The sequence below is a fragment of the Mariniphaga anaerophila genome, from assembly GCF_900129025.1.
In the GTDB taxonomy this organism is placed as follows: Bacteria; Bacteroidota; Bacteroidia; order Bacteroidales; family Prolixibacteraceae; genus Mariniphaga; species Mariniphaga anaerophila.
The window spans coordinates 416,285-437,444 of record NZ_FQUM01000004.1; the positions used below are offsets into that span (position 1 = coordinate 416,285).

The 21,160-nt window shown below is 43.3% G+C and carries 16 protein-coding genes; 4 read left to right on the top strand and 12 right to left on the bottom strand.

Translation table 11 applies throughout. The features are described 5' to 3' along the window. Nucleotides 1–9: 9 nt before the first annotated feature. Both gluP and BUB08_RS10310 read right to left on the bottom strand, forming a co-directional pair. The gene (gene gluP / locus BUB08_RS10305; RefSeq protein WP_217651590.1) at nucleotides 10–1,242 is read right to left on the bottom strand and encodes a glucose/galactose MFS transporter; all 1,233 of its coding nucleotides are present in this window, start codon (nucleotides 1,240–1,242) and stop codon (nucleotides 10–12) included. 166 nt (nucleotides 1,243–1,408) lie between these two features. Beyond that, entirely contained in the window at nucleotides 1,409–1,921 is a 513-nt protein-coding gene (locus BUB08_RS10310) for a gamma carbonic anhydrase family protein (protein ID WP_073001707.1), read from the bottom strand. Between the two features lie 203 nt (nucleotides 1,922–2,124). Between BUB08_RS10310 and BUB08_RS10315 the strand changes: the two genes are divergently transcribed. Together BUB08_RS10315 and BUB08_RS10320 are read left to right on the top strand one after the other, a co-directional pair. Then, nucleotides 2,125–3,963 carry a 2-oxoacid:acceptor oxidoreductase subunit alpha gene (locus BUB08_RS10315; RefSeq protein ID WP_073001411.1) on the top strand — a complete coding sequence of 613 codons (1,839 nt, stop codon included), beginning with the start codon at nucleotides 2,125–2,127 and terminating at the stop codon, nucleotides 3,961–3,963. A gap of 2 nt (nucleotides 3,964–3,965) precedes the next feature. Further along, nucleotides 3,966–5,012: a 2-oxoacid:ferredoxin oxidoreductase subunit beta gene (locus BUB08_RS10320; protein WP_073001412.1), complete on the top strand. Its 1,047-nt coding sequence runs from the start codon at nucleotides 3,966–3,968 to the stop codon at nucleotides 5,010–5,012. Nucleotides 5,013–5,086: 74 nt separating this feature from the next. Here the strand turns inward: BUB08_RS10320 and gdhA are convergent, their stop codons facing one another. Further along, nucleotides 5,087–6,442, bottom strand: coding sequence for an NADP-specific glutamate dehydrogenase (gdhA, locus tag BUB08_RS10325; protein WP_073001414.1), 1,356 nt, complete (start codon nucleotides 6,440–6,442; stop codon nucleotides 5,087–5,089). Between the two features lie 628 nt (nucleotides 6,443–7,070). On the opposite strand from gdhA, the gene leuS reads away from it, so the two are divergent. Further along, nucleotides 7,071–9,722 (top strand): leucine--tRNA ligase, encoded by a 2,652-nt coding sequence (leuS, locus tag BUB08_RS10335; protein WP_073001418.1) that lies wholly within the window; start codon nucleotides 7,071–7,073, stop codon nucleotides 9,720–9,722. A 167-nt stretch (nucleotides 9,723–9,889) separates the two neighbouring features. After that, entirely contained in the window at nucleotides 9,890–10,672 is a 783-nt protein-coding gene (locus BUB08_RS10340) for a DUF5995 family protein (protein ID WP_073001420.1), read from the top strand. Between the two features lie 18 nt (nucleotides 10,673–10,690). Here the strand turns inward: BUB08_RS10340 and BUB08_RS10345 are convergent, their stop codons facing one another. From BUB08_RS10345 to porQ, 9 genes are all read right to left on the bottom strand, one after another. Continuing rightward, nucleotides 10,691–12,367 (bottom strand): lytic transglycosylase domain-containing protein, encoded by a 1,677-nt coding sequence (locus BUB08_RS10345; protein WP_217651591.1) that lies wholly within the window; start codon nucleotides 12,365–12,367, stop codon nucleotides 10,691–10,693. Between the two features lie 3 nt (nucleotides 12,368–12,370). Next, complete coding sequence (locus BUB08_RS10350; protein WP_083570695.1) at nucleotides 12,371–13,000, bottom strand: DUF5683 domain-containing protein; 630 nt, start codon at nucleotides 12,998–13,000, stop codon at nucleotides 12,371–12,373. A 61-nt stretch (nucleotides 13,001–13,061) separates the two neighbouring features. After that, the gene (locus BUB08_RS10355; protein ID WP_073001422.1) at nucleotides 13,062–13,922 is read right to left on the bottom strand and encodes a ParB/RepB/Spo0J family partition protein; all 861 of its coding nucleotides are present in this window, start codon (nucleotides 13,920–13,922) and stop codon (nucleotides 13,062–13,064) included. Nucleotides 13,923–13,932: 10 nt separating this feature from the next. Then, nucleotides 13,933–14,736, bottom strand: a complete 804-nt coding sequence (locus tag BUB08_RS10360) for a ParA family protein (RefSeq protein WP_073001424.1) — start codon at nucleotides 14,734–14,736, stop codon at nucleotides 13,933–13,935. Nucleotides 14,737–14,857: 121 nt separating this feature from the next. Beyond that, the gene (locus tag BUB08_RS10365; protein ID WP_073001712.1) at nucleotides 14,858–15,808 is read right to left on the bottom strand and encodes a bifunctional heptose 7-phosphate kinase/heptose 1-phosphate adenyltransferase; all 951 of its coding nucleotides are present in this window, start codon (nucleotides 15,806–15,808) and stop codon (nucleotides 14,858–14,860) included. Nucleotides 15,809–15,937: 129 nt separating this feature from the next. Continuing rightward, a complete protein-coding gene (gene priA / locus BUB08_RS10370) occupies nucleotides 15,938–18,409 on the bottom strand; it encodes a replication restart helicase PriA (protein WP_073001425.1) in 2,472 nt (823 codons plus the stop codon). 62 nt (nucleotides 18,410–18,471) lie between these two features. Continuing rightward, complete coding sequence (locus BUB08_RS10375) at nucleotides 18,472–19,338, bottom strand: 4-hydroxy-3-methylbut-2-enyl diphosphate reductase (RefSeq protein ID WP_073001427.1); 867 nt, start codon at nucleotides 19,336–19,338, stop codon at nucleotides 18,472–18,474. After that, complete coding sequence (gene cmk, locus BUB08_RS10380) at nucleotides 19,328–20,032, bottom strand: (d)CMP kinase (protein WP_073001428.1); 705 nt, start codon at nucleotides 20,030–20,032, stop codon at nucleotides 19,328–19,330. The genes BUB08_RS10375 and cmk overlap by 11 nt, the downstream gene beginning before the upstream one ends. Nucleotides 20,033–20,091: 59 nt before the next feature. Continuing rightward, nucleotides 20,092–21,120 carry a type IX secretion system protein PorQ gene (gene porQ, locus BUB08_RS10385; protein ID WP_073001430.1) on the bottom strand — a complete coding sequence of 343 codons (1,029 nt, stop codon included), beginning with the start codon at nucleotides 21,118–21,120 and terminating at the stop codon, nucleotides 20,092–20,094. Between the last annotated feature and the right edge of the window lie 40 nt (nucleotides 21,121–21,160).

Below are 21,160 nucleotides of genomic sequence, written 5' to 3' on the forward strand. Positions count from 1 at the left end.
TTATTAATTTTAAACGTTTGAAGTTCTAATTTTGTGTCCGCTTATTGCGTAGTAAAGGATAAACAGAAAACAAGGTACTGCAATCCAATATGCATTTTGTGCGCCAATGGCGTCTTTCAGAAATCCATAGAGCGTAGGAATTACTGCTCCTCCTACAATTGCCGTTACAAGTAATGATGAACCTGCTTTGGTGAATTTGCCCAGGTCGGCCATGGCAAGGGGCCAAAGTGCCGGCCACATTAACGAACAACCCAGCGCCATAAGGAATATAAACCAAATGGAAACAGCCGCCGGAGTGGATACAACTAAAATTGAACCGGCAATAGCAACAATGGAGCTAATAAGAAGAGCTTTTGACTGGCTCAGGTATTTGGGAATGAAAATCACACCACAAATATAGCCTAACGTCATTCCAATTGGTGCAATCCATGCGTAACGGTCGGCATTGGGCAGGTCGAGGCTGACTGCATAATCCACGAGTGTTCCGAGCGAAATTGTTTCAACGCCTACATAAAGAAACAAAGTAATGCTGCCCAGAATAAGGTGCGGAAACTGAAAGATTGATGTTTTGTTGGCGGCGTAAGGAGCATCTTCCACGTTGTCGGAATCTTCTCCGGCAGCTTTTACTTCTGGTAACCCCGAAAAGTAGGCCAGCACGCCAAGCAAAATAAATATTCCTATAATTATATAAAAAGGAAGGTTGATATCGGTGAGTTTTACATCATCAACACTTTTATTAATTACCAATGCCAGAAATACCGGAGAAATGGGCCAGGCCAGTTTGTTGGCAATTCCCATAATACTCATTCGTTTGGCAGCACTTTCGATGGGGCCGAGAATGGTAATGTAAGGATTTACAGAAGCCTGTAGAAAGGCATTTCCCATCCCACTTATAAATGAGGCCAACAGAAACAGCGGTAGGCTTTCCAGTTGAGCCGACGGGATGAAAAGGTAAAATCCTAAGGCAAACATCAGAAACGAAAGCGCCATGGTGTTTTTGTACCCAATTCGTTTAATAACCATCGATGCCGGGTAACTAAAAATCAGGAATGCTGAGAATGTGGCAGCAATAACCAGGTACGACTGTCCCGATGAAATTTGAAGCGCTTTGTTTAGTAGAGGAACCAGATAACTGTTAATACCAAGGGCAAACCCAATGGCAAAAAACATGATACCTACAATAATAAGGGGGAAAGTGTACGACTGCCTGGTTGTGGCACTCGCTGAAGCTTTGGCATTCATTGTTTTTGAATTTTTATAGATTATTAATGGAATGTGATTTTGGTTACGAAAGAAGGAAATCTTTTTGAAAAAAGGAAATCCTTTTCTGAAAAGTTTTTAAATTTTTTAGAAAGGGGTATCCGGAAGGGGTGAATTATTTTAAAAGAGGTGTTTGAAGTGTTTTATTCTATTTGTACCAACTGGCGTAAGTTCCGTAAGAACTTGCAATGCGGTGAATCTCACCTTCCAGGAGCTCCGGGCTGATTGCTTTTATTTTTTTCGCAGGAATTCCGGCGTAAACACTTCCACTTTCAACCACGGTCCCTTTTGTTACTACCGAACCGGCAGCTACAATAGAATTGCTTTCAACCACGGCATCGTCTAAAATCACAGCATTCATTCCTATCATCACATTGTCGTGCAATGTGCATCCGTGAACAATTGCTCCGTGGGCAATGGTTACGTTGCTTCCGATATTCGTAGGCGATTTTTTGTATGTTGCATGAATAACTGCGTTATCCTGAACATTTGTGTTGTTGCCAATTTTTATATAATGAACATCGCCCCGCAAAACAGCATTAAACCAAACACTGCAATTGTCGCCCATTTCAACGTCACCAATCAGTGTTGCTGTTTCAGCCAAAAAACAGTTTTTGCCAACAATCGGAGTCTTGTTATTTAACGTTTTTACGAGTGCCATTGTGTATGTATTTAAATTGATTCCAAATATATCAAAACCTTTAAATGGTTGCATATATCACAATAAACTTGTTAAATAATGGTTATTTTTGCTTGTTGACAAATTACAGTAAAAAGGTAAACCGATTCTAAAGTTGCAGATTATTAATTTTAGGGTCGTTTTTATTTTGATGTGACAATTTTGAAACCAAAAACTGTATATAAATGAAGGATGCTAAAGTAATAGAGTTGGAAGAAGTGGCCATTCGGTTTTCCGGAGACTCCGGAGATGGGATGCAGCTTACCGGGACATTGTTTTCGGATGCCACGGCACTGGTTGGTAACGACATTTCAACCTTCCCCGATTACCCGTCTGAAATCAGGGCTCCGCAGGGAACTGTTGGCGGTGTGTCAGGATTTCAGGTGCAATTTGGAAAAAAGGAAGTAACTACCCCCGGCGATTTTGCGCACGTGCTGGTGGCAATGAATCCGGCAGCCATTAAAGCAAATGCCCGGTTTATGAATCCGGGTGGAATAATTATTTACGATTCCGACTCATTTACGGAAAAAAACCTGAAAAAAGCAGGTTATCAAACCGATGATCCTTTTACTGAAAGCAACCTTTTAGATTTTCGAAAAATTGGAGTTCCTGTTACAAGCCTTACACGCGAAGGACTGAAAGATTTTGGCCTCGATAACAAAAGTGTGCTTCGAAGCAAAAATATGCTGGCTCTCGGTTTGGTGTGCTGGATGTTTAACCGTCCGCTTGATTATATCGAAGAGTTTATCCGGAATAAATTTGCCAAAAAACCGGTGGTGGTCGAGTCTAATATTAAGGTGTTGCACGATGGTTACAATTACGGGATGAACCTGCAACACGAAACTCCCACGTATATTGTTCATTCTGCAGATATTGAAAATGGAACGTACCGGAATATAAACGGAAATCAGGCTACTGCCTGGGGGCTTATTGCAGCTGCAGAAAGAGCCGGGCTCGAATTGTTCTTGGGTTCTTATCCGATTACGCCGGCTACCGAAATTCTTTCCAATTTATCTCAAAGAAAAGATTTAGGCGTAAAAACATTCCAGGCGGAAGACGAAATCGCTGGTATTGCATCAGCTATTGGCGCAGCGTTTGCCGGAGATTTGGCCGTAACCACAACCTCCGGACCGGGGCTGGCACTAAAATCTGAAGCCATTGGTTTGGCAGTTATGGCCGAGCTGCCGTTGGTTATTGTAAATGTTCAGCGGGGAGGCCCGTCAACCGGCTTGCCAACAAAAACAGAACAATCTGATTTGTTGCAGGCGCTTTACGGACGTAATGGCGAAAGCCCGGTGGTAGTCCTTTCTGCCAGCACTCCGTCCGATTGTTTTTTCTACGCCTACAAAGCTGCAAAAATTGCTTTGGAACGAATGGTGCCTGTAATTTTGCTAACCGACGGTTTCCTCGGAAACGGAAGTGAGCCGTGGAAAATTCCTGACGTGTCGGAATTGCCGCCAATTACTCCGCGGGTTGCGAAAAGTGCAGAAACCTTTAACGCATACAAGCGCGATGAAAATACACTGGCCCGCGATTGGGCATTTCCCGGAATGGCAGGATTTGAACATCGAATTGGAGGGTTGGAAAAAAGCGTCATCGGAACAGTTAGTCACGATCCGGAAAACCACCAGAAGAATACCGAGATTAGGGAAGGCAAAGTCCAAAAAGTTGTTGATTTAGTGCCAGATATTGAAGTTTGCGGCGATTCGGATGGCGATGTTTTGGTTGTTGGATGGGGAGGAACATTTGGTCACCTCATTAGCACCGTTCGCGAATTGAGAAAAGAAGGAAAGAATGTGAGCCTGGCTCATTTTAATTACATCAAACCGTTGCCAAAAAACACTGCCGAAGTTTTTCAGAACTTCAAAAAGATAGTGGTTTGTGAACTGAATATGGGGCAGTTTGCCGGGTATCTTCGCGATAAAGTGCCGGGTTCTCATTATTATCAGATCAACAAAGTGAAAGGGTTGCCGTTTACGGTGAACGAACTGAAAGAAGGTATCAACAAATTACTGGAGGACTAAAAATGACAGAACAAAAATATACAATAAAAGATTTTAAAAGCGATAGTGAAGTACGTTGGTGCCCGGGTTGTGGCGATTATGCCATAATGAACGGTGTTCAGCGGACAATGGCCGGAATGGGAGTTCCCAAAGAAAAGTTTGCTGTCATTTCAGGTATCGGGTGTTCCTCCAGGTTTCCTTATTATATGGATACTTTCGGATTTCATACTATTCACGGAAGAGCTTCGGCCGTGGCTTCTGGGGTAAAAATGGCAAATCCCGATCTTAATGTATGGGTTATTACCGGCGACGGAGATTCAATGGCCATTGGCGGAAATCATTTTATTCATACAATTCGCAGAAATATCGATTTGAATATTATTCTTTTTAACAACCGTATTTACGGGCTGACAAAGGGACAATATTCGCCAACCTCGGCTCGCGGATTTGTGAGCAAAACCTCTCCGTTTGGAACTATTGAAGACCCGTTTATCCCGGGGCAGTTGGTTATTGGTGCGCGGGGAACTTTTTTTGCCCGGTCAATCGACAGTAACCTCAAGCTGGGTGAGTCAGTGTATCAGGCAGCAGCAGAGCACAAAGGAGCTTCGGTGGTTGAAGTATTGCAGAATTGCGTAATATATAACAATGGTGTTCATGCCGCAATTACTGACCCCGAACATCGTGCCGATCGCCAGTTGATACTGGAACACGGCAAGCCGATGTTGTTTGGTGCCGAAAACGAAAAAGGTATCATTATGGAAAAAGGACGATTGAAAGTTGCAAAAATTGGAGAGAACGGAGTTACACTCGACGATATTTTGGTACACGATGCCCACGAAGAAGATCCCACACTTCACCTGGCGTTGATTCATATGTCGCTCCCTGATTTTCCGGTGGCATTTGGTGTAATACGAAGCGTTTCTGCCCCGATTTACGACGATGAAATGACCAGACAGATTCAGCAGGTAAAACAAACGCGAAAAATTTCGTGTGTTAATGAGCTGTTGAGATCGGGCAATACCTGGGAAGTTACCGGAAATAAAAACGGGAAGTCAGCAGACTGCCCGTAAAGATTTTTGTTCTAAAAAGAAAAAGAGGTTGTTGGGTAATTTCCCGACAACCTCTTTTTTTGCTTGTTATCTAGTTACACCAGCCCCTGTGCCATCATTGCATTGGCAACTTTTACAAAGCCGGCAACATTTGCTCCTTTTACGTAATTTACAAAACCACCGTTTTCCTTGCCGTGTTTTACACACATTGCATGGATATTGGTCATTATTGATTTCAGTTTTTCATCAACCTCTTCGCTGGTCCAGCTCAAACGCATACTGTTCTGGCTCATTTCCAGGCCGGAAACAGCCACGCCGCCTGCATTAGCAGCTTTACCCGGTGCGTACAAAATTTTTGCGTTCAAAAACTTATGTTCAGCTTCGTAAGTAGAAGGCATGTTCGCCCCTTCCACTACAGCAATACATCCGTTTTTCAACAATGCTTCTGCATCGTCGCCGCTAATTTCGTTCTGGGTTGCACAAGGCAGCGCAACATCACACTTGATGCTCCACGGACGCCGGTTTTCGAAATACTGCACATTATATTTTTCGGCATATTCATAAATTCTGCCCCGGTACACGTTTTTCAGTAATTTGATGAATTCGAGCTTTTCACGATCAATTCCGTCGGGATCATAAATAGTACCGTTTGAATCGGACATACTTACCGGTTTTCCGCCCAAATCGAGTACCTTTTCAACAGCAAACTGGGCAACATTTCCTGAACCTGAAATTGTCACGGTTTTTCCTTTAATGCTGTCGCCACGTGTTTTCAACATTTCTTCTGCAAAATAAACGGTACCGTAACCTGTGGCTTCCGGGCGCATCAACGAGCCACCCCAGCCAATGCCTTTTCCTGTAAGCACGCCAGTAAATTCGTTACGCAACCTTTTATATTGTCCATACATAAAACCAATTTCCCGGCCGCCTACACCAATATCGCCGGCAGGAATGTCTGTATCAGGGCCGATATGACGCGAAAGCTCAGTCATAAAACTCTGGCAGAAGCGCATTACTTCGTTATCTGATTTTCCTTTTGGGTCAAAGTCCGAACCGCCCTTTCCACCGCCCATGGGAAGTGAAGTAAGACTGTTTTTCAAAACCTGTTCAAACGCCAAAAACTTAAAAATATTCAGGTTAACGGTAGGATGAAAGCGCAAACCACCTTTGTACGGGCCAATAGCACTATTCATTTCCACCCTGTAACCGCGGTTAATATGAATATTTCCTCCGTCGTCAGTCCATGGCACCCTGAACTGAATAACCCGTTCGGGCTCCACCATACGTTCCAGCACTTTCGACTGGATGTACCTTGGGTTTTTAACTAAAAAATCAGCTAGTGTTTCAATCACTCCAAGCACTGCCTGATGAAATTCGGGTTCTCCGGGATTCCTGTCTTTTACATAAGACATAAAATCCTCTGTAAACTGTTTTGGGTCTTTAAAACTCATAAAATATTTGTATTAGTCTGTTGCTGTCAAAAATAACAAATCTCATTTTGTCAGGCGAAAAAGAAAACCGACATTGGTTCATTTAAGAGTAATCCAAAATTAACAAAATCGCCCTCTTTTCCGGCAAAATGAAATCTGAAACAAAATTAAAATATTTTAACGATCTCGTGTATTCTGGCGCCAGAACATGCATTAATTCAGAAAAAATTCACATTTTAATATGAAATTGAAAATATTTCAGAACAAAACAAACAAAATCATAAAATCATATCCAGCAGAAACAAATTACAAAAAGAAGGTCACTTTAACTTTTAAATTACATTTTTCCATTCGCCTCAAACACCAAAAACGAACAAAGCCCTTCGTTAACATAAATTTATATTATGCAAAAATTATTGTTTTAACAACACACCACAGCGTTTCTTCCCGACACCTGAATTCCGGAAAAATCACTTTTCTCTTGTCTCCGTACTTTCTGACAAAAATCGTCGAGGCATTTTCCTTATCCAATAAAAAGAGAGATATGTAAATTTTACTCCATTTTTAACGGGATTAGAAAAACACGATTTTCGATAGCTTTAAACAAATTCTTTATCTTTGCGGCTTAAAAATCAGATTTATCAATAAAATGGATTACAATTTCGCAGAAATAGAACCCAAGTGGCAAAGATACTGGGAAGAAAAGAAGACATTCAGAACCTCTGACGATTTTTCTAAACCAAAATATTACATTCTCGACATGTTTCCCTACCCATCTGGGGCAGGATTACACGTAGGACATCCGGAAGGATATACGGCCACCGATATTTTGAGCCGTTATAAACGGATGAAAGGGTTTAACGTACTTCATCCCATGGGCTATGATGCATTTGGATTGCCGGCCGAACAGTACGCCATGCAAACCGGCACACATCCCGCTATTACAACCAACAAAAATTGCGACAATTTCCGCAGGCAGATAAAAGCCATTGGGTTAAGCTACGACTGGGATCGCGAAATCAACACTACTGACCCGCATTATTTTAAATGGACACAGTGGATTTTTAAACAATTATACAATACCTGGTTTGACGAAGAGCAGCAGAAAGGAAGGCCGATTGCTGAACTGCCGATACCTGAAGAGATAAAAAACCAGGGCAAAAAAGCAGTCAACGAATACATTTCCGAAAAACGTTTGGCTTATTACGCCAATGCCCAGGTTTGGTGGTGCGACTCCTGTAAAACAGTTTGTGCCAACGAGGAAGTTTTAACAGACGGCTCGCACGAAAAATGTGGGAACCAGGTAATTCGCAAAAACCTAAAACAATGGTTGCTGCGTATTCCTCATTATGCAGAGCGATTGCTAAAAGGGTTGGAAAGCCTTGACTGGCCTGCCGGTGTAATCGACATGCAAAAGAACTGGATTGGAAAATCTACCGGTGCCGAAATCGATTTCCAGATTGACGGACTGGACAAAAACCTACGTGTATATACCACACGCCCCGACACGCTTTTTGGTGCAACTTACATGGTAATTGCCCCTGAACATGAGCTGGCCGGGGAGATTACCATTCCTGAGAAAAAAGACGCAGTTGAAAAATATATAAAAGCGGCAGCGCTGAAATCGGATTTAGACCGCACCGATCTGGCCAAAGAAAAAACAGGCGTTTTCACCGGACGATATGCCATTAATCCGGTAAACAACCAACCCATTCCAATATGGATTGCCGACTATGTTTTAATGGGCTACGGAACAGGAGCCATTATGGCTGTTCCGGCGCACGACACCCGCGACTTTGAATTTGCCCAGGAGTTTAGCATTCCTGTCATCTGCATTCTCGACCCGAAAGATGTGGAAGGGCGTGATGAAATTCTGGCCGGGAACAAATGCTGGACAGAAGACGGAGAATACATTAATTCGGCCAGTGCAGAAACCGGGCTTGACATTAACGGTCTTAACAAAGAAACAGGCATTAAAAAAACCATAAAATGGCTCGAAGAACGTGGATTGGGAAAAGCCACGGTTAACTTTAAAATGCGCGACTGGCTGTTTAGCCGCCAGCGCTACTGGGGCGAGCCATTCCCTGTTATCCATTGGGAGGATGGAGAAGTATCGCTTTTGGATGATGAAGACCTGCCACTGTTATTACCCCAGATGGAAAAATATTCGCCGGGAGAAGCTGGTGAATCTCCGCTGGCAAATGCCGAAGACTGGCTTTATGTTACGGATAAAAACGGACGCAAAGGCCGCCGCGAAACCAACACAATGCCCCAATGGGCAGGCTCGTGCTGGTATTACCTCAGGTATATTGACCCTAACAACAACGAACGAATTTTCGACCCCGAAAAGGAAAAATACTGGATGCCGGTTGACCTTTATGTAGGTGGAGCTGAACACGCAGTGCTGCATTTGCTGTACTCGCGGTTCTGGCACAAAGTATTGTTCGATTTAGGAATAGTTTCCACCCAGGAACCATTTCAAAAGTTGTTCAATCAGGGGATGATTCTGGCATTTGCGTATGAAACCACTACCGGCGCAAAAGTTACATCCGACCTGGTGGAAGAACGCGACGGCAAATATTTCCACAAAGAAACAGGAGAAGAACTGAGGCAGATTGTGGCGAAAATGTCGAAATCGTTGAAAAACGTTGTAAACCCAGACGATGTAATTAAACATTACGGAGCTGATTCGCTGCGTTTGTACGAAATGTTTATGGGACCGCTGGACGAACGCAAACCCTGGACAGAAAACGGAGTAAAAGGGGTTTTCAATTTTCTGAACCGCGCCCACCGCTTTTTTGCTGATACCAACAATATTTCCGAAGGAGAAGAAGACAAAGAAATTGCCAAGCTGTTGCACCAAACCATCCAAAAGGTTGCGATTGATGTGGAAAACATGAAATTCAATACGGCAATTTCGGCGCTTATGGTTTTCAATAACCTGGCCATCAAAAAAGGAAAGGTAACCAAAACCACGGCAGAAACATTTGCAAAAATTCTTGCACCGTTTGCGCCGCACCTGGGAGAAGAACTCTGGTCGGTTTACGGAAACGAAGAAACAATTGCTTACGAACCGTGGCCCGAAGTAGACGAAAGCCTGCTTCAGGAAGACAGCTTCCAGTACCCGGTTTCGTTCAACGGGAAAATGCGATTCAAAATTGAATTGCCTGTTGACATGCCTCGACCCGAAATAGAAAAAACGGTTCTGGCAGATCCCAAAGCGCAAAAATGGCTCGAAGGAAAAACGGTAAGGAAGTTCATTTTAGTTCCGAAGAAAATTATCAATGTGGTTGTAGGATAAACCAAAATATTCACAAAATAAAAAAGGGAGAATGAACGCTTGTACATCCTCCCTTTTCTTTTGCCTGAGCGTAGATTCCGATCACAAAACACCAATGGATAAGTTATTTTTTGCGGGCAAGAAGAACCTAGTTAACTGCTGTCTGTTTCATTACAAAACGAGTAAAAATGAATGCAGACCGGATAAAAACTATTGATGATGTGATTTCTGCACTGAAAACAATTGTTGACGAAACAGAAAAAAGCAATAATCCGCTTGGCTATTTTGCCGTGCTCTACCTGACAGTAACCGTTAAAGTAAAAGATGGAATCGAAACTCATTATTTTGACGATGGCAAACGCATGGAACAGCTGGATATCATTTTTGCAAAACGGTACATTGACGCCTACATTGCGTGGAACCGGGCCGAAACCGTGAGCAAATCGTGGGAAAAAGCTTTTAAGTTAGCAACAAACAGCAAGATGCTGGTAATTCAACATCTTCTAATGGGGATGAATGCACACATCAATTTGGACCTCGGAATTGCAGCTGCAGAAATATCAGGCACCGGCCAAATTTCGCACCTCAAAAACGACTTCTTCAAAATAAATAAAATCCTTTCGTCTCTGGTGGAAGATATTCAGTCTGGCCTTTCGTCCATCTGGAGGCCACTTAAAAAGGTGCTTGCTAAAACAGGAAAGGCCGACAACTTTTTAGTCGATTTCAGCATGGAACTTGCACGTGACGGCGCTTGGAAATTTGCCAACGAAGTGGTTCTGTTAAAAGGCTCCGACAAACAAACGGCCATTCTGGAACGAGATGTTACTGTAGCCCGAAAAGCGAAAATTGTTACGCAGCCAACCAAGTGGATTCAGTTTCTGCTTTGGATTGTCAGACTCGGCGAAAAAGGCTCCGTTTCAGAAAAAATGAGAAAACTAAATTCCGGAAGTACAAACAACGGCAGTCGTTAATTTATTCCCCCGAAAAAGCTAAATACTTCCTTTCGCTTTGATTTTCAGTTTTTGCCCGATGGACAGTTTTGACCTGTCGGAAAGATTATTGAGCTTTAAGATTTCATCGGGCGAAATACCGGCATATTTCCCGGCTATTTCCCAAATGGTATCGCCGCTTCTAACAGTGTAGTATTCAAAATCCGGGTCCAGAGGTTTCGGTTCGGCTTTCACCGAAGTACCAACAGATTTCCCAACTGATGCCTGTTTCTGGGCAAAAGTCATGGTGTTAATTTTCTCGTATTTGGCCTTTTGATTTTCATCCACGTAGATTGCCAGCTTCTGCCCTGCCCGAATCATGTTTCGATTAATGTTATTCCAGTACTTTAAGTCGGAAGACCGCACTTTAAACCACGATGAAATAAACCCCACATTATCGCCCGACTTCACCGTATAAAGTACTTTTGCTTTTCCTTCCACATCTACCGGAGTAAAATAGTTGGAGTTAGAACTGGTTGGATTTTGCAGAGTGTTATCCGGAAAGTATTTATCCCGTTCATGCGAAAAAACCATTGTGTCCAAATCGATAAAAGCCATAATCTTTTCGTTGGGCAGTACCAGCGGATAAGGTTTGTCTTTTTTTGCAGGAATTACATCCCGCCGAAACATTGGATTCAGGCTCCGCAATTGTTCTTTATCGATTTCCAGCTTTGCCTCCAACTGGTTAAAATGAAGATAATCACGAACCAGAATAGTATCAGATCTCAGCGGTATTTCGGGCATTCGGGGCTGCAGGTTGTGCTCTTTATAAAAGTTCATTACATAGGCAGCAGCAATAAATGCAGGAACGTATCCGCGAGTCTCCCGGGGCAAACGATAATAAATTTCCCAGTAGTTGCGTTTACCGCCCGACCTACGGATAGCCCGATTTACGTTTCCAGGCCCGCAATTGTATGCAGCAATGGCTAGATACCAGTCTTCGTATGTATCGTACAGGTATTTAAAATATTTAATGGCCGCCTCGGTCGACTTAACCGGGTCGCGTCGTTCATCCACAAAACTGGTAATTTCGAGTCCCATTTGTCGTCCGGTACCATACATAAACTGCCATAACCCATTGGCACCTACCCGCGACATGGCTTTGGGATTCAATGCCGATTCAATTACCGGCAGGTATTTCAGTTCCAACGGCATGTCCTGCCGGTCGAGCATCTCTTCGAACATGGGAAAATAGTACGCCGAAAGGCCAAGCATTACTTCTACCAAATCGCGCCGTTTTTCGGTGTACAGTTTAATAAAATTCTTTACTACGTTGTTGTACGAAAGGTCAACTACCTGTTCAATATCTTCGAGCCGTTTGATGTAAACCGAATCGGGCAAATCTTTCGGGAAAAATTCGGACAAATTATCGCCTGAGTTATCAAGATGAAACAGATGTCTGATGTACCATGAATTTCCCAGGCTATCCATCTTCTCAGAGAAAATGTCTCCTAAATCTTCATCGGGTGCAGGACTACTTTCCATCAACAACGAATCAACAATCTCCTCAGAATATACTGAATCCTCCGAAGCCTTATATAATGAATCGGTGGCAATAATACCTGCATCCAGCGTTTGCAAAGGCTGCATTTCAATCTGCTCCCGATGTGTATTTTGTGCTGTTATTGTTTGGACTAAATTCAGAACTAAAATTACTACTGCCAAACGCTTCCCCATACCTCAAAAATTAAAACGAAAATTTAAGCAATAAACAAAATTATTATCAAAGTTCGACATCGAAGGCTCCCATTTCATGGTCAGATCATCGCTGATGTCAAAATCAAAAAGATGGGCATCAACGCTTGCATCAATGATGTTTAGCCCGTAAAACCCAACAATACTTATTATCAACAAATCGCGGTTTCGGCGGTAGTAGTCGCGTTGTTTTGCAAGTGCTGTTTTCAGGTTATTAAACTGTGTGGGGTTATCCAAATCGTAGTTGTTTCGCCTCACGGCTTCAATTTTAAGGTAATCCTGAGTTTCAGGATTGGTATCGGTAAGATGCTGGTAACCTACTTTAAACAATGCGTAGTTGTCGTTATTCCAGTTAATAAAATAACCGATGGTACCAAAGCCGATATATATAAACGGAACTTTCCAGTATTTTTTATTGTAAATCTGCCCCAGGCCGGGAAGCACAGCCGAGTACAAAGTTGCCTTTCTGGGTGAATGTACTTCCTCTTCTTCCGCTGGTTGTTGCTCCACAACCGGAATGGTATCGGCTTCAATCAATTGTGCTTTGAGGTTAAAAACAACAAACAATTGAATGAGAACCAAAACATATTTCAGAACTAATTTTCTGCTAATCACTCTTCACTAATTTTGCCCAAAAATAGAAGTTTCATTTCACCGGGAAACAGGCAAGCTGTTTTTATTTGCCGTTTTCAATTATTTTAACAATTCTTTCAAAGTCTTGCTCTGATTTAAAAGGAATTACAATTTTTCCTTTCCCTTTATCGCCAACAGAAATTCCGATGCGAGAACCCAGCAATTTTCCCAGATGCCCTTTATAATCTTTGTATTCTTTGGGGAGTTCCCGCCTTTTAGTTTGAAGCGCCTGCGTACCTTCTTCGTTGAGGCTGCGAACAATCTCTTCCACTTTGCGAACGGAAAAACCATATTTCAGAATCTGCCCGTAAATCATCTCCTGAATATCGGCATCTTCAATATTTATTAACGCTCGGGCGTGCCCCATGCTGATTTCTTTTTCGCGCAATGCTTTTTGAATAACAGCCGGAAGTTTCAGCAAACGCAGGTAGTTGGCAATTGTCGAGCGCTTTTTTCCAACACGGCTGCTCATCTCCTCCTGCGTAAAACTTAGCTCTTCCATTAAACGCTGGTAGCTAAGCGCAATTTCGATGGCGTCCAAATCTTCGCGCTGAATATTTTCCACAAGCGCCATTTCCAGCATGCCGTCGTCTTTGGCATGGCGGACATACGACGGAATGGATTCCAGCCCTGCTTTTTGCGCAGCTCTGAACCGCCGTTCTCCGGCAATAATCTGGTAACTGTCTGCTCCGGTTTTTCGCAAGGTAATGGGCTGAATCAGTCCTATTTCGCGAATAGACGCAGCAAGCTCTTCCAGCGCTTCTTCATCGAACTTTGAGCGGGGTTGAAAAGGATTGGCTTCTATTTTGCTCAGTTCCACTTCGCTTATCCCCGCCTGTTTCATTTTTTCAGCGTCATCAATAAGCGCTCCCAATCCTCGTCCAAGTACATTCCTTTTAGCCATTGCCAAAAAATTAACTGTTAATGATTTTACTTTCCTGCGCCATTCGAGTCATTCCGTTTCGTTGTAAAATTTCGCGCGCAAGGTTCATGTGGTTTATGGCGCCCCGGGAGCTGGCATCGTAAAGTACAACGGGTTTCCCGTAACTAGGCGCTTCACTCAGCTTCACGTTTCGCTGAATTACCGTTTCAAAAACCATGTCCTGAAAATGATGTTTCACTTCTTCGTACACCTGGTTCGACAAATTCAAACGGGAATCGAACATGGTCAACAAAAATCCTTCAATCTCCAGTGCCGGGTTTAAACGGCTCTGAATTATCTTAATGGTATTCAGCAGTTTTCCCAAACCTTCGAGGGCGAAATACTCACACTGCACGGGAATAATTACCGAGTCGGCAGCAGTTAATGCGTTTACTGTAATTAATCCCAGCGACGGCGAACAATCTATAAAAATAAAATCGTAAATGTCTTTCAACTTTCCGATGGTATTGCGCAGCACCTTTTCGCGGTTGGGCAGGTTAAGCATTTCAATTTCTGCTCCCACCAAATCGATGTGCGACGGGATAATATCGAGATTGGCCACATCTGTTTTCAGAATGACCTTTTCCGGCTCAATTTCGTCCACAATACACTCATATATACTTGACTGTACATTGTTTACATCGAAACCGAATCCCGAAGTAGCATTTGCCTGCGGGTCAGCATCAATTATGAGCACTTTCTGTTCTAACACGGCAAGGCTCGCCGCCAGGTTAATGGTGGTTGTGGTTTTTCCAACCCCACCCTTCTGGTTTGCCAGTGATATGATTTTTCCCATCAGATTTTCGTTTTTTTGAACTGGTTCAAATTTAATAATTTAGCCTTAACTGCATCAAGGTATTTTTCGACATCTCTCGTTAGTAACTGGTTAAAAAGCTGGAATTGAGCAGGAAAAAAGTTTATATTTTCTCTGATTTCATCATCTTCATCAACCGGAGCTTATCAACGGGCACAACTCCCGGGCTCTCGCAAACCAGGCCACCGGCGAGATTTGCCATTAACGCCATTTGCGATGAAGTGAGTTTTGCGGCCAGCGCCAGGCTCACCACACTCAACACCGAATCGCCGGCTCCCGAAACATCTGCAATCTCGCGGATTACAGCGGGCGAATATTGCTGCTCCTCGCCATTACTCACAAAAACACCTAATTCTGATAACGTAACAAAAATATATTTAATATTTTGCTGCCACTTAAAATCCCGTGCCGCATTCTCCAAACCTTTCAAATCTCCTTTTTTTAACTGAACACCGGTTCCTTCGAGAAATTCGTAAAAATTGGGTTTAAAAAGATCCACATCCCGGAACAAATTAAAATTTCGTTTTTTGGGATCCACTGCTACCGGAATCTTTTTTTCACGGGCAAAATTACTAATCGTTTCAAACAATCCGGGCGTAATCAGCCCCTTGTCGTAATCCACAAACAACACCACATCAGCACCGTTGCGCTCAATTTCCTGCAGAACGGCTCGTGCAATTTGTTGTTCCAATTCGGCATGAATCAATCCGGTTGACTCTTCATCAACCCGGGCAATGTGCTGCCCCTTTCCTATGATTCTGCTTTTTACGGTTGTGGGACGTCCGGAGTCTTCAAAAATTCCATCTACAGGCAACTCCTTTTCAGCAATCATTTTTTTGAAACACTGCCCGTTTTCATCGTTTCCAACTATAGAAAACAACACGGGAGTAGCACCCAGCGACTGCAAATTTATAGCAACATTTGCGGCTCCGCCAAGCCTTCTTTCCCGTCGGTTAACCGAAACAACCGGGATTGGCGCCTCGGGAGAAATCCGTTCCACATTCCCCCAAAGATAAGTATCAACCATGGCGTCGCCAATTACTATGGCACGCATTCGGCTGAATGTTTCAAAAATCTGATTTATTTCTTTTTCGTCCACCTGTTAATTAAAAACGCAAATCTAACAAAAAACGCGAACCATTAAAAGTACTTCCGGTTGATTACCGTCCTGTAAAATTAAGGCCTACGCGGGATCCACGTCCACATTTACCATGCAACTGCTGTTTTCGGGCTGACTGCGAACCCAACTGATATTTTCCAGAATAAACCGCTTTACATCGGCCAGCGGCAGCCCCGGGTGTATTTTCACCCAGATTTCTTTGTGATACCAAAGTTGGATGCGGCTTACCAATGGAAACTCAGGGCCTAAAACAGTCAGGTCCCGGCTCCTTTTCAATAAATTAGCCAACTGCCCGGCTGCCCGGTCAACCGTTTCTGGTTTTTTATGCTTCACCACCAGTTTTATCAATCTGAAGTAAGGTGGATATTTAAACAACCTGCGTTCTGTCATTTGCGTATTGAAAGCCGCCCGGTAGTCCTGTTGCCGGATAAGCTCTATTAAAGGATGCTCGGGATGCGAAGTTTGCACAACCACCTTTCCGCGGTTGTATTTTCTGCCGGCACGCCCGCTAACCTGCGAAATAAGCTGATAAGCCCTTTCGTGTGCCCGAAAATCAGGAAAATTGATCAAATTATCCGCATTTAAAATTCCCACAACGCTAACGTGTTCAAAGTCGAGCCCTTTGGTTACCATCTGAGTTCCAATCAGAATGTCGGTTTTCCGGGACTCGAGGTTGTGAATAATCCTTCCAAAAGCATTTTTCGAACGGGTGGTATCTAAATCCATCCGGTCAATCCGTTTTCCCGGGAACAGCGGCTTCAATTCATCCTCAATTTTCTCAGTTCCAAATCCGCGTGTTTTAATTTCAGGAGAACCGCATTCCGGACATTCGGGCGGCATAGCAATGCTAAACCCACAATAATGGCAGCTCAACCGTTTTTTAAATTTGTGGTACGTAAGACTCACGTCGCAGTTTTCGCATTTTGGTATCCAGCCGCATGTAAAACACTGAATAAACGGAGAATACCCCCGCCTGTTCTGAAAAAGAATGACCTGTTCCCGGTTGTTCAATGCATCTTCCATCAAACCAAAAAGTTCGGGAGTAAGCACCGAGTGCATTTGTTTTCTTTTCCAGGCGCGTGTTAAATCGGCTACAATAATCTCGGGCAGCTCCACATTCGAATGCCTTTTGGTTAGGCTTACCAGCCCGTATTTTCCCATTAAAGCGTTGTAAAAACTCTCATACGACGGCGTGGCTGAACCCAACAAAACATTTGCATTGTTTTGTTTTCCCAGAACAATTGCCATATCGCGGGCATGGTACCTGGGAGCCGGATCGAATTGCTTGAACGAATTTTCGTGTTCTTCGTCGACAATTACCAGTCCCAAATTAGAAAACGGCAAAAACACCGACGAGCGCGCGCCCAGAACTACTTGGTAACCTTCGCCCGGATCGGATTGAAACAGCAGTACTTTCTTCCAGATTTCGACCCGTTCCTGGCTGTTCAGCCTCGAGTGATAAATTCCCACTTTCGAGCCGAAAACATTTTTAAGCCGTTCAACAATCTGGGTTGTAAGTGCAATTTCAGGCAACAGATAAAGCGCCTGCTTCCCTTGCTTCAGCGTTTCGTCTATCAAATGAATATAAATTTCTGTTTTGCCACTGGCAGTAATTCCGTGAATTAGCGTAACCAGATTATTATCGAAACAGGTTTTTACCTCTGCCAATGCCTGTTGCTGGTATTTGTTCAGCAGGTTCAAATCGGCCTGTTTGGAAGTGTTCGTCTCAATTCGCGACACCTGCTGTTGAAACGACTTCAGAATTTTCTTCTGTACCAGCCCTTCCAAAATGGCAGAGCTGAAATTCGTTCCTTTTAAGAGTTCTTTTTTGCTCACCACAGGTTGTTCCGCAGCCTGAAATGCGCCGGTTTTTTCAACAAAATGAACCAGCAATTCCTGCTGTTTTTTTGCGCGTTGCAACGACTCTTCTTTTTCCAGAAGGTCTTTTTCTGATTTAATATCGGGATGCAACCTGACCCAGGTTTCTGATTTCGCTTTGTATTTTGCGTCTATTTTCTCTTCAACCTGAATGATGTGCTTATCGAGAAGTGATTTTAATGCCGCGTAAGAAAAATCGAGGCCAAGCTTTTTCTGCAAAGAATCCGGCGTTGAAACATCCTGCTTAATCAACTCCAGAATACGAAACTCTTTTTCGCCAATTTCCTGTTCGTCGTCGTTGCCCGTTAAACTGATTTTCGATTTGCTTTCCAACTTTAAACCGGTTGGCAACGCCGCACGAAAAACATCGCCCAAAGTGCAGCAATAGTAACCTGCCATCCATTTCCAAAGCTCCAGGTTTTGAGGCAAAATCACAGGTTCTTCGTCCAAAAGCTGAACAATTTCTTTTAAATCGATGTTTGCGGGAGCGTCTTCTGAAAGGGACAAAACCAAGGCGGCATAAAATTTTTTTGCCCCAAATTGCACAACTACCCTTTGTCCCGGTTTTATCTGCAACTGCCACTTTTCAGGCACGCGATACGTAAACGCATCGTGCAAAGGCAGGGGCAAAATAACCTGGGCAAATATTTCGGGCATTGGTGTTGTTTTTGAATCGTTCCCCAAAGAAACGAAAAATAAAAAACAATAATCCCCGGGATTCAGGAAGGATTTCGCTGATTAATCCATTCTGCTATTTCTTCCATTAACCAGTTGGGAGTTGAAGTAGCACCGCAAATACCAACAGATTCTGCACCATCGAGCCAGGCCGGATCGATTTCCGAAGTTCTTGCAACATGATGGGTGCGGGGATTTTCTTCTTTGCAAATAGTATACAGATACCAGCCATTGGAACTTTTGTGACCGGCCACAAACAACACAACATCAAACTCCTTTGCAAATTGTTTTAAATGAGGGACCCTGTTTGAAACCTGCCGGCAGATGGAATCTTTTATCTCCAGCCCCACGCCAGGTTGCATGCTGCTTTTCACTTTATCGGCAATGGCATAAAAATCCTCCACTCGCTTTGTGGTCTGAGAGTAAAGTGACACCGGGCGGGAAAAATCGATTTGGCTGACATCGTTGATACTTTCCAGCACAATTGCCTTATTTTCGATCTGACCGTCAAGCCCAATAATTTCGGCATGCCCTTTTTTCCCATAAATTACGACCTGCCCGTCTTTGTCTTTATTACTTTCGTACGAACCCTTTACTTTTTCCTGAAGTGTTAATACAACCGGACAGGTTGCATCAATCAATTCGATGTTATTCTTTTTGGCATGTTCGTATGTTTCGGGCGGTTCGCCATGCGCACGGATGAGTACTTTACAGTCTTTCATTTGCATATACTCGTCCCTTGAAACGGATTGCAGCCCCATTTTTTCGAGGCGTTCCACTTCCATTCCGTTGTGCACAATATCACCCAGGCAGTATAATTTATCCGTTGTTTTTAATTCGTTTTCGGCTGATTTAATGGCTTTTATTACACCAAAACAAAAGCCGGAACGTCTGTCAATCTCAACTCTCATTTCCTTCCATTTTTTCGGTTGCTTTTTCCAAACTCCACTGCAACTGTTCTTGCCGCGTAAGATTACTGTTGTCTAAAACAATGGCATCGTCGGCTTTTCTTAACGGACTAATTTCGCGTCCGGAATCAATTGTATCCCGGTCTTCCACATTTTTCAGAATCTCGTCAAAATCTACGTCAAGCCCTTTTTGCTTCAACTCCAGATACCGTCGTTGTGCCCTGATTTGAGGTGATGCTGTCATGAAAATTTTCAGTTCTGCATCAGGAAAGACCACTGTGCCAATATCACGGCCATCCATTACTATGCCTTTGTTTTTTCCGTTTTCGCGTTGCTGTTTCACCATTTCGTGACGCACCTCGCCGATGGTACTAATCGGGCTCACATTTTGTGAAACTTCCAGTTGTCTTATTTCATCTTCCACATTTTCACCGTTCAAAAACGTTGTGTTTTTCTCGGTTTGTTCGTCCCAGTGAAAAGTGATTTTAATGTTCTTCAGTCCTTCAATAACCTTTTCCCTGAGCGGCTGCCCGTTTTGTATCCAACCGTTACGCAGCGCGTATAATGTTACTACCCGGTACATGGCTCCACTGTCGATATAAATGTAACCCAACTCACGTGCTAACGATTTGGCCAGCGTACTTTTGCCGCATGAAGAGTGGCCGTCAATGGCGATTACTATCTTTTTTTTGGTCATTTTTTAAGGATTTAGGGCAAAGATAAAGGAATTTTCAAATCAGACCCAATTGTCTTTAATTAAAACGGTTCGTTTAAATTTATTGCAACAGAAAGCAGGTTTGAAGAACCAGCCAGATGAAAACGGGAGGTGCCAAAGTCGAGCCGGAATCGTTTTATTTTTACTCCAAACCCCATTGAAAAACCAACAGTAGAAAGACGCTCGTCGTATTTCAGTTCCTGTCTTCTCTGGTAATTATACCCGGCTCTGAGCGTAAAGTTTTGTGAGGGCATAATTTCCACACCCAACACAGCGTGCCGCATTATTTGTTTGGCAAAACTTTCTTTGCGCTGGTACCAACTCTCGAGAGTTTCTTCCTGCTCTTCTTCCGACCAGCTTAAATCCCAATTGGTAAGATGCTGCATGGTAAGCGAAAAAACTACCGGAGCGTGCCTCAGCCGGGTACTGATTCCGGCCTGCAGATTAAAAGGAATGGGTTCCCGTTTTCCGTCATCGTAATATGTTGTTATCTGGCCTCCAATGTTCCTGGCAACAAGCGCAACGTGTGTCAGACTGTCTTTACTGGCAAAATTCACTCCCAGGTCAGCAGCAAGCCCAAACGAGCGGTAGCTTTCAAACACCGAAAAAACCGGTTTCAAATTAGCTCCGTAGCTCAGCCGCTTGTAGTGGTTGGAATAAATCATATTAAAAGCATACTCTGCTGCATTGAAAAAATTTCCGGTTAGTTCTCCCAAATGGGTCGCTTCTTTAAACTCTCCGTAATTGATGTAGTGCATGCCCAAAGCAAAATTCCCCACACCGTTAAAACTCCGGGCATAAGAAACATAGCCATAATTAATATCCAGAAAGTAATTCACATAATTTGCCAAAACAATGTTACTCATGCTTTTATGCAACAATGCGGGATTATGAAAAGGAAGGTTCAAATCGGAACTGTCTGTGAGGGCGACCTGTTTTCCACCCAGAGCTGCAACGCGGGCAGAATTTGTGAGCTCCAAAAACTGATACGTAGTTTCCCCGCCAATCTGTGCTTTCGCCGAAAATTGGACCAGGATATATAGTAAGATCAAGTATAGTTTACGATTCATTCGCTTTTAGTATATCCTTTTAAACGCCAAATGTATTGAA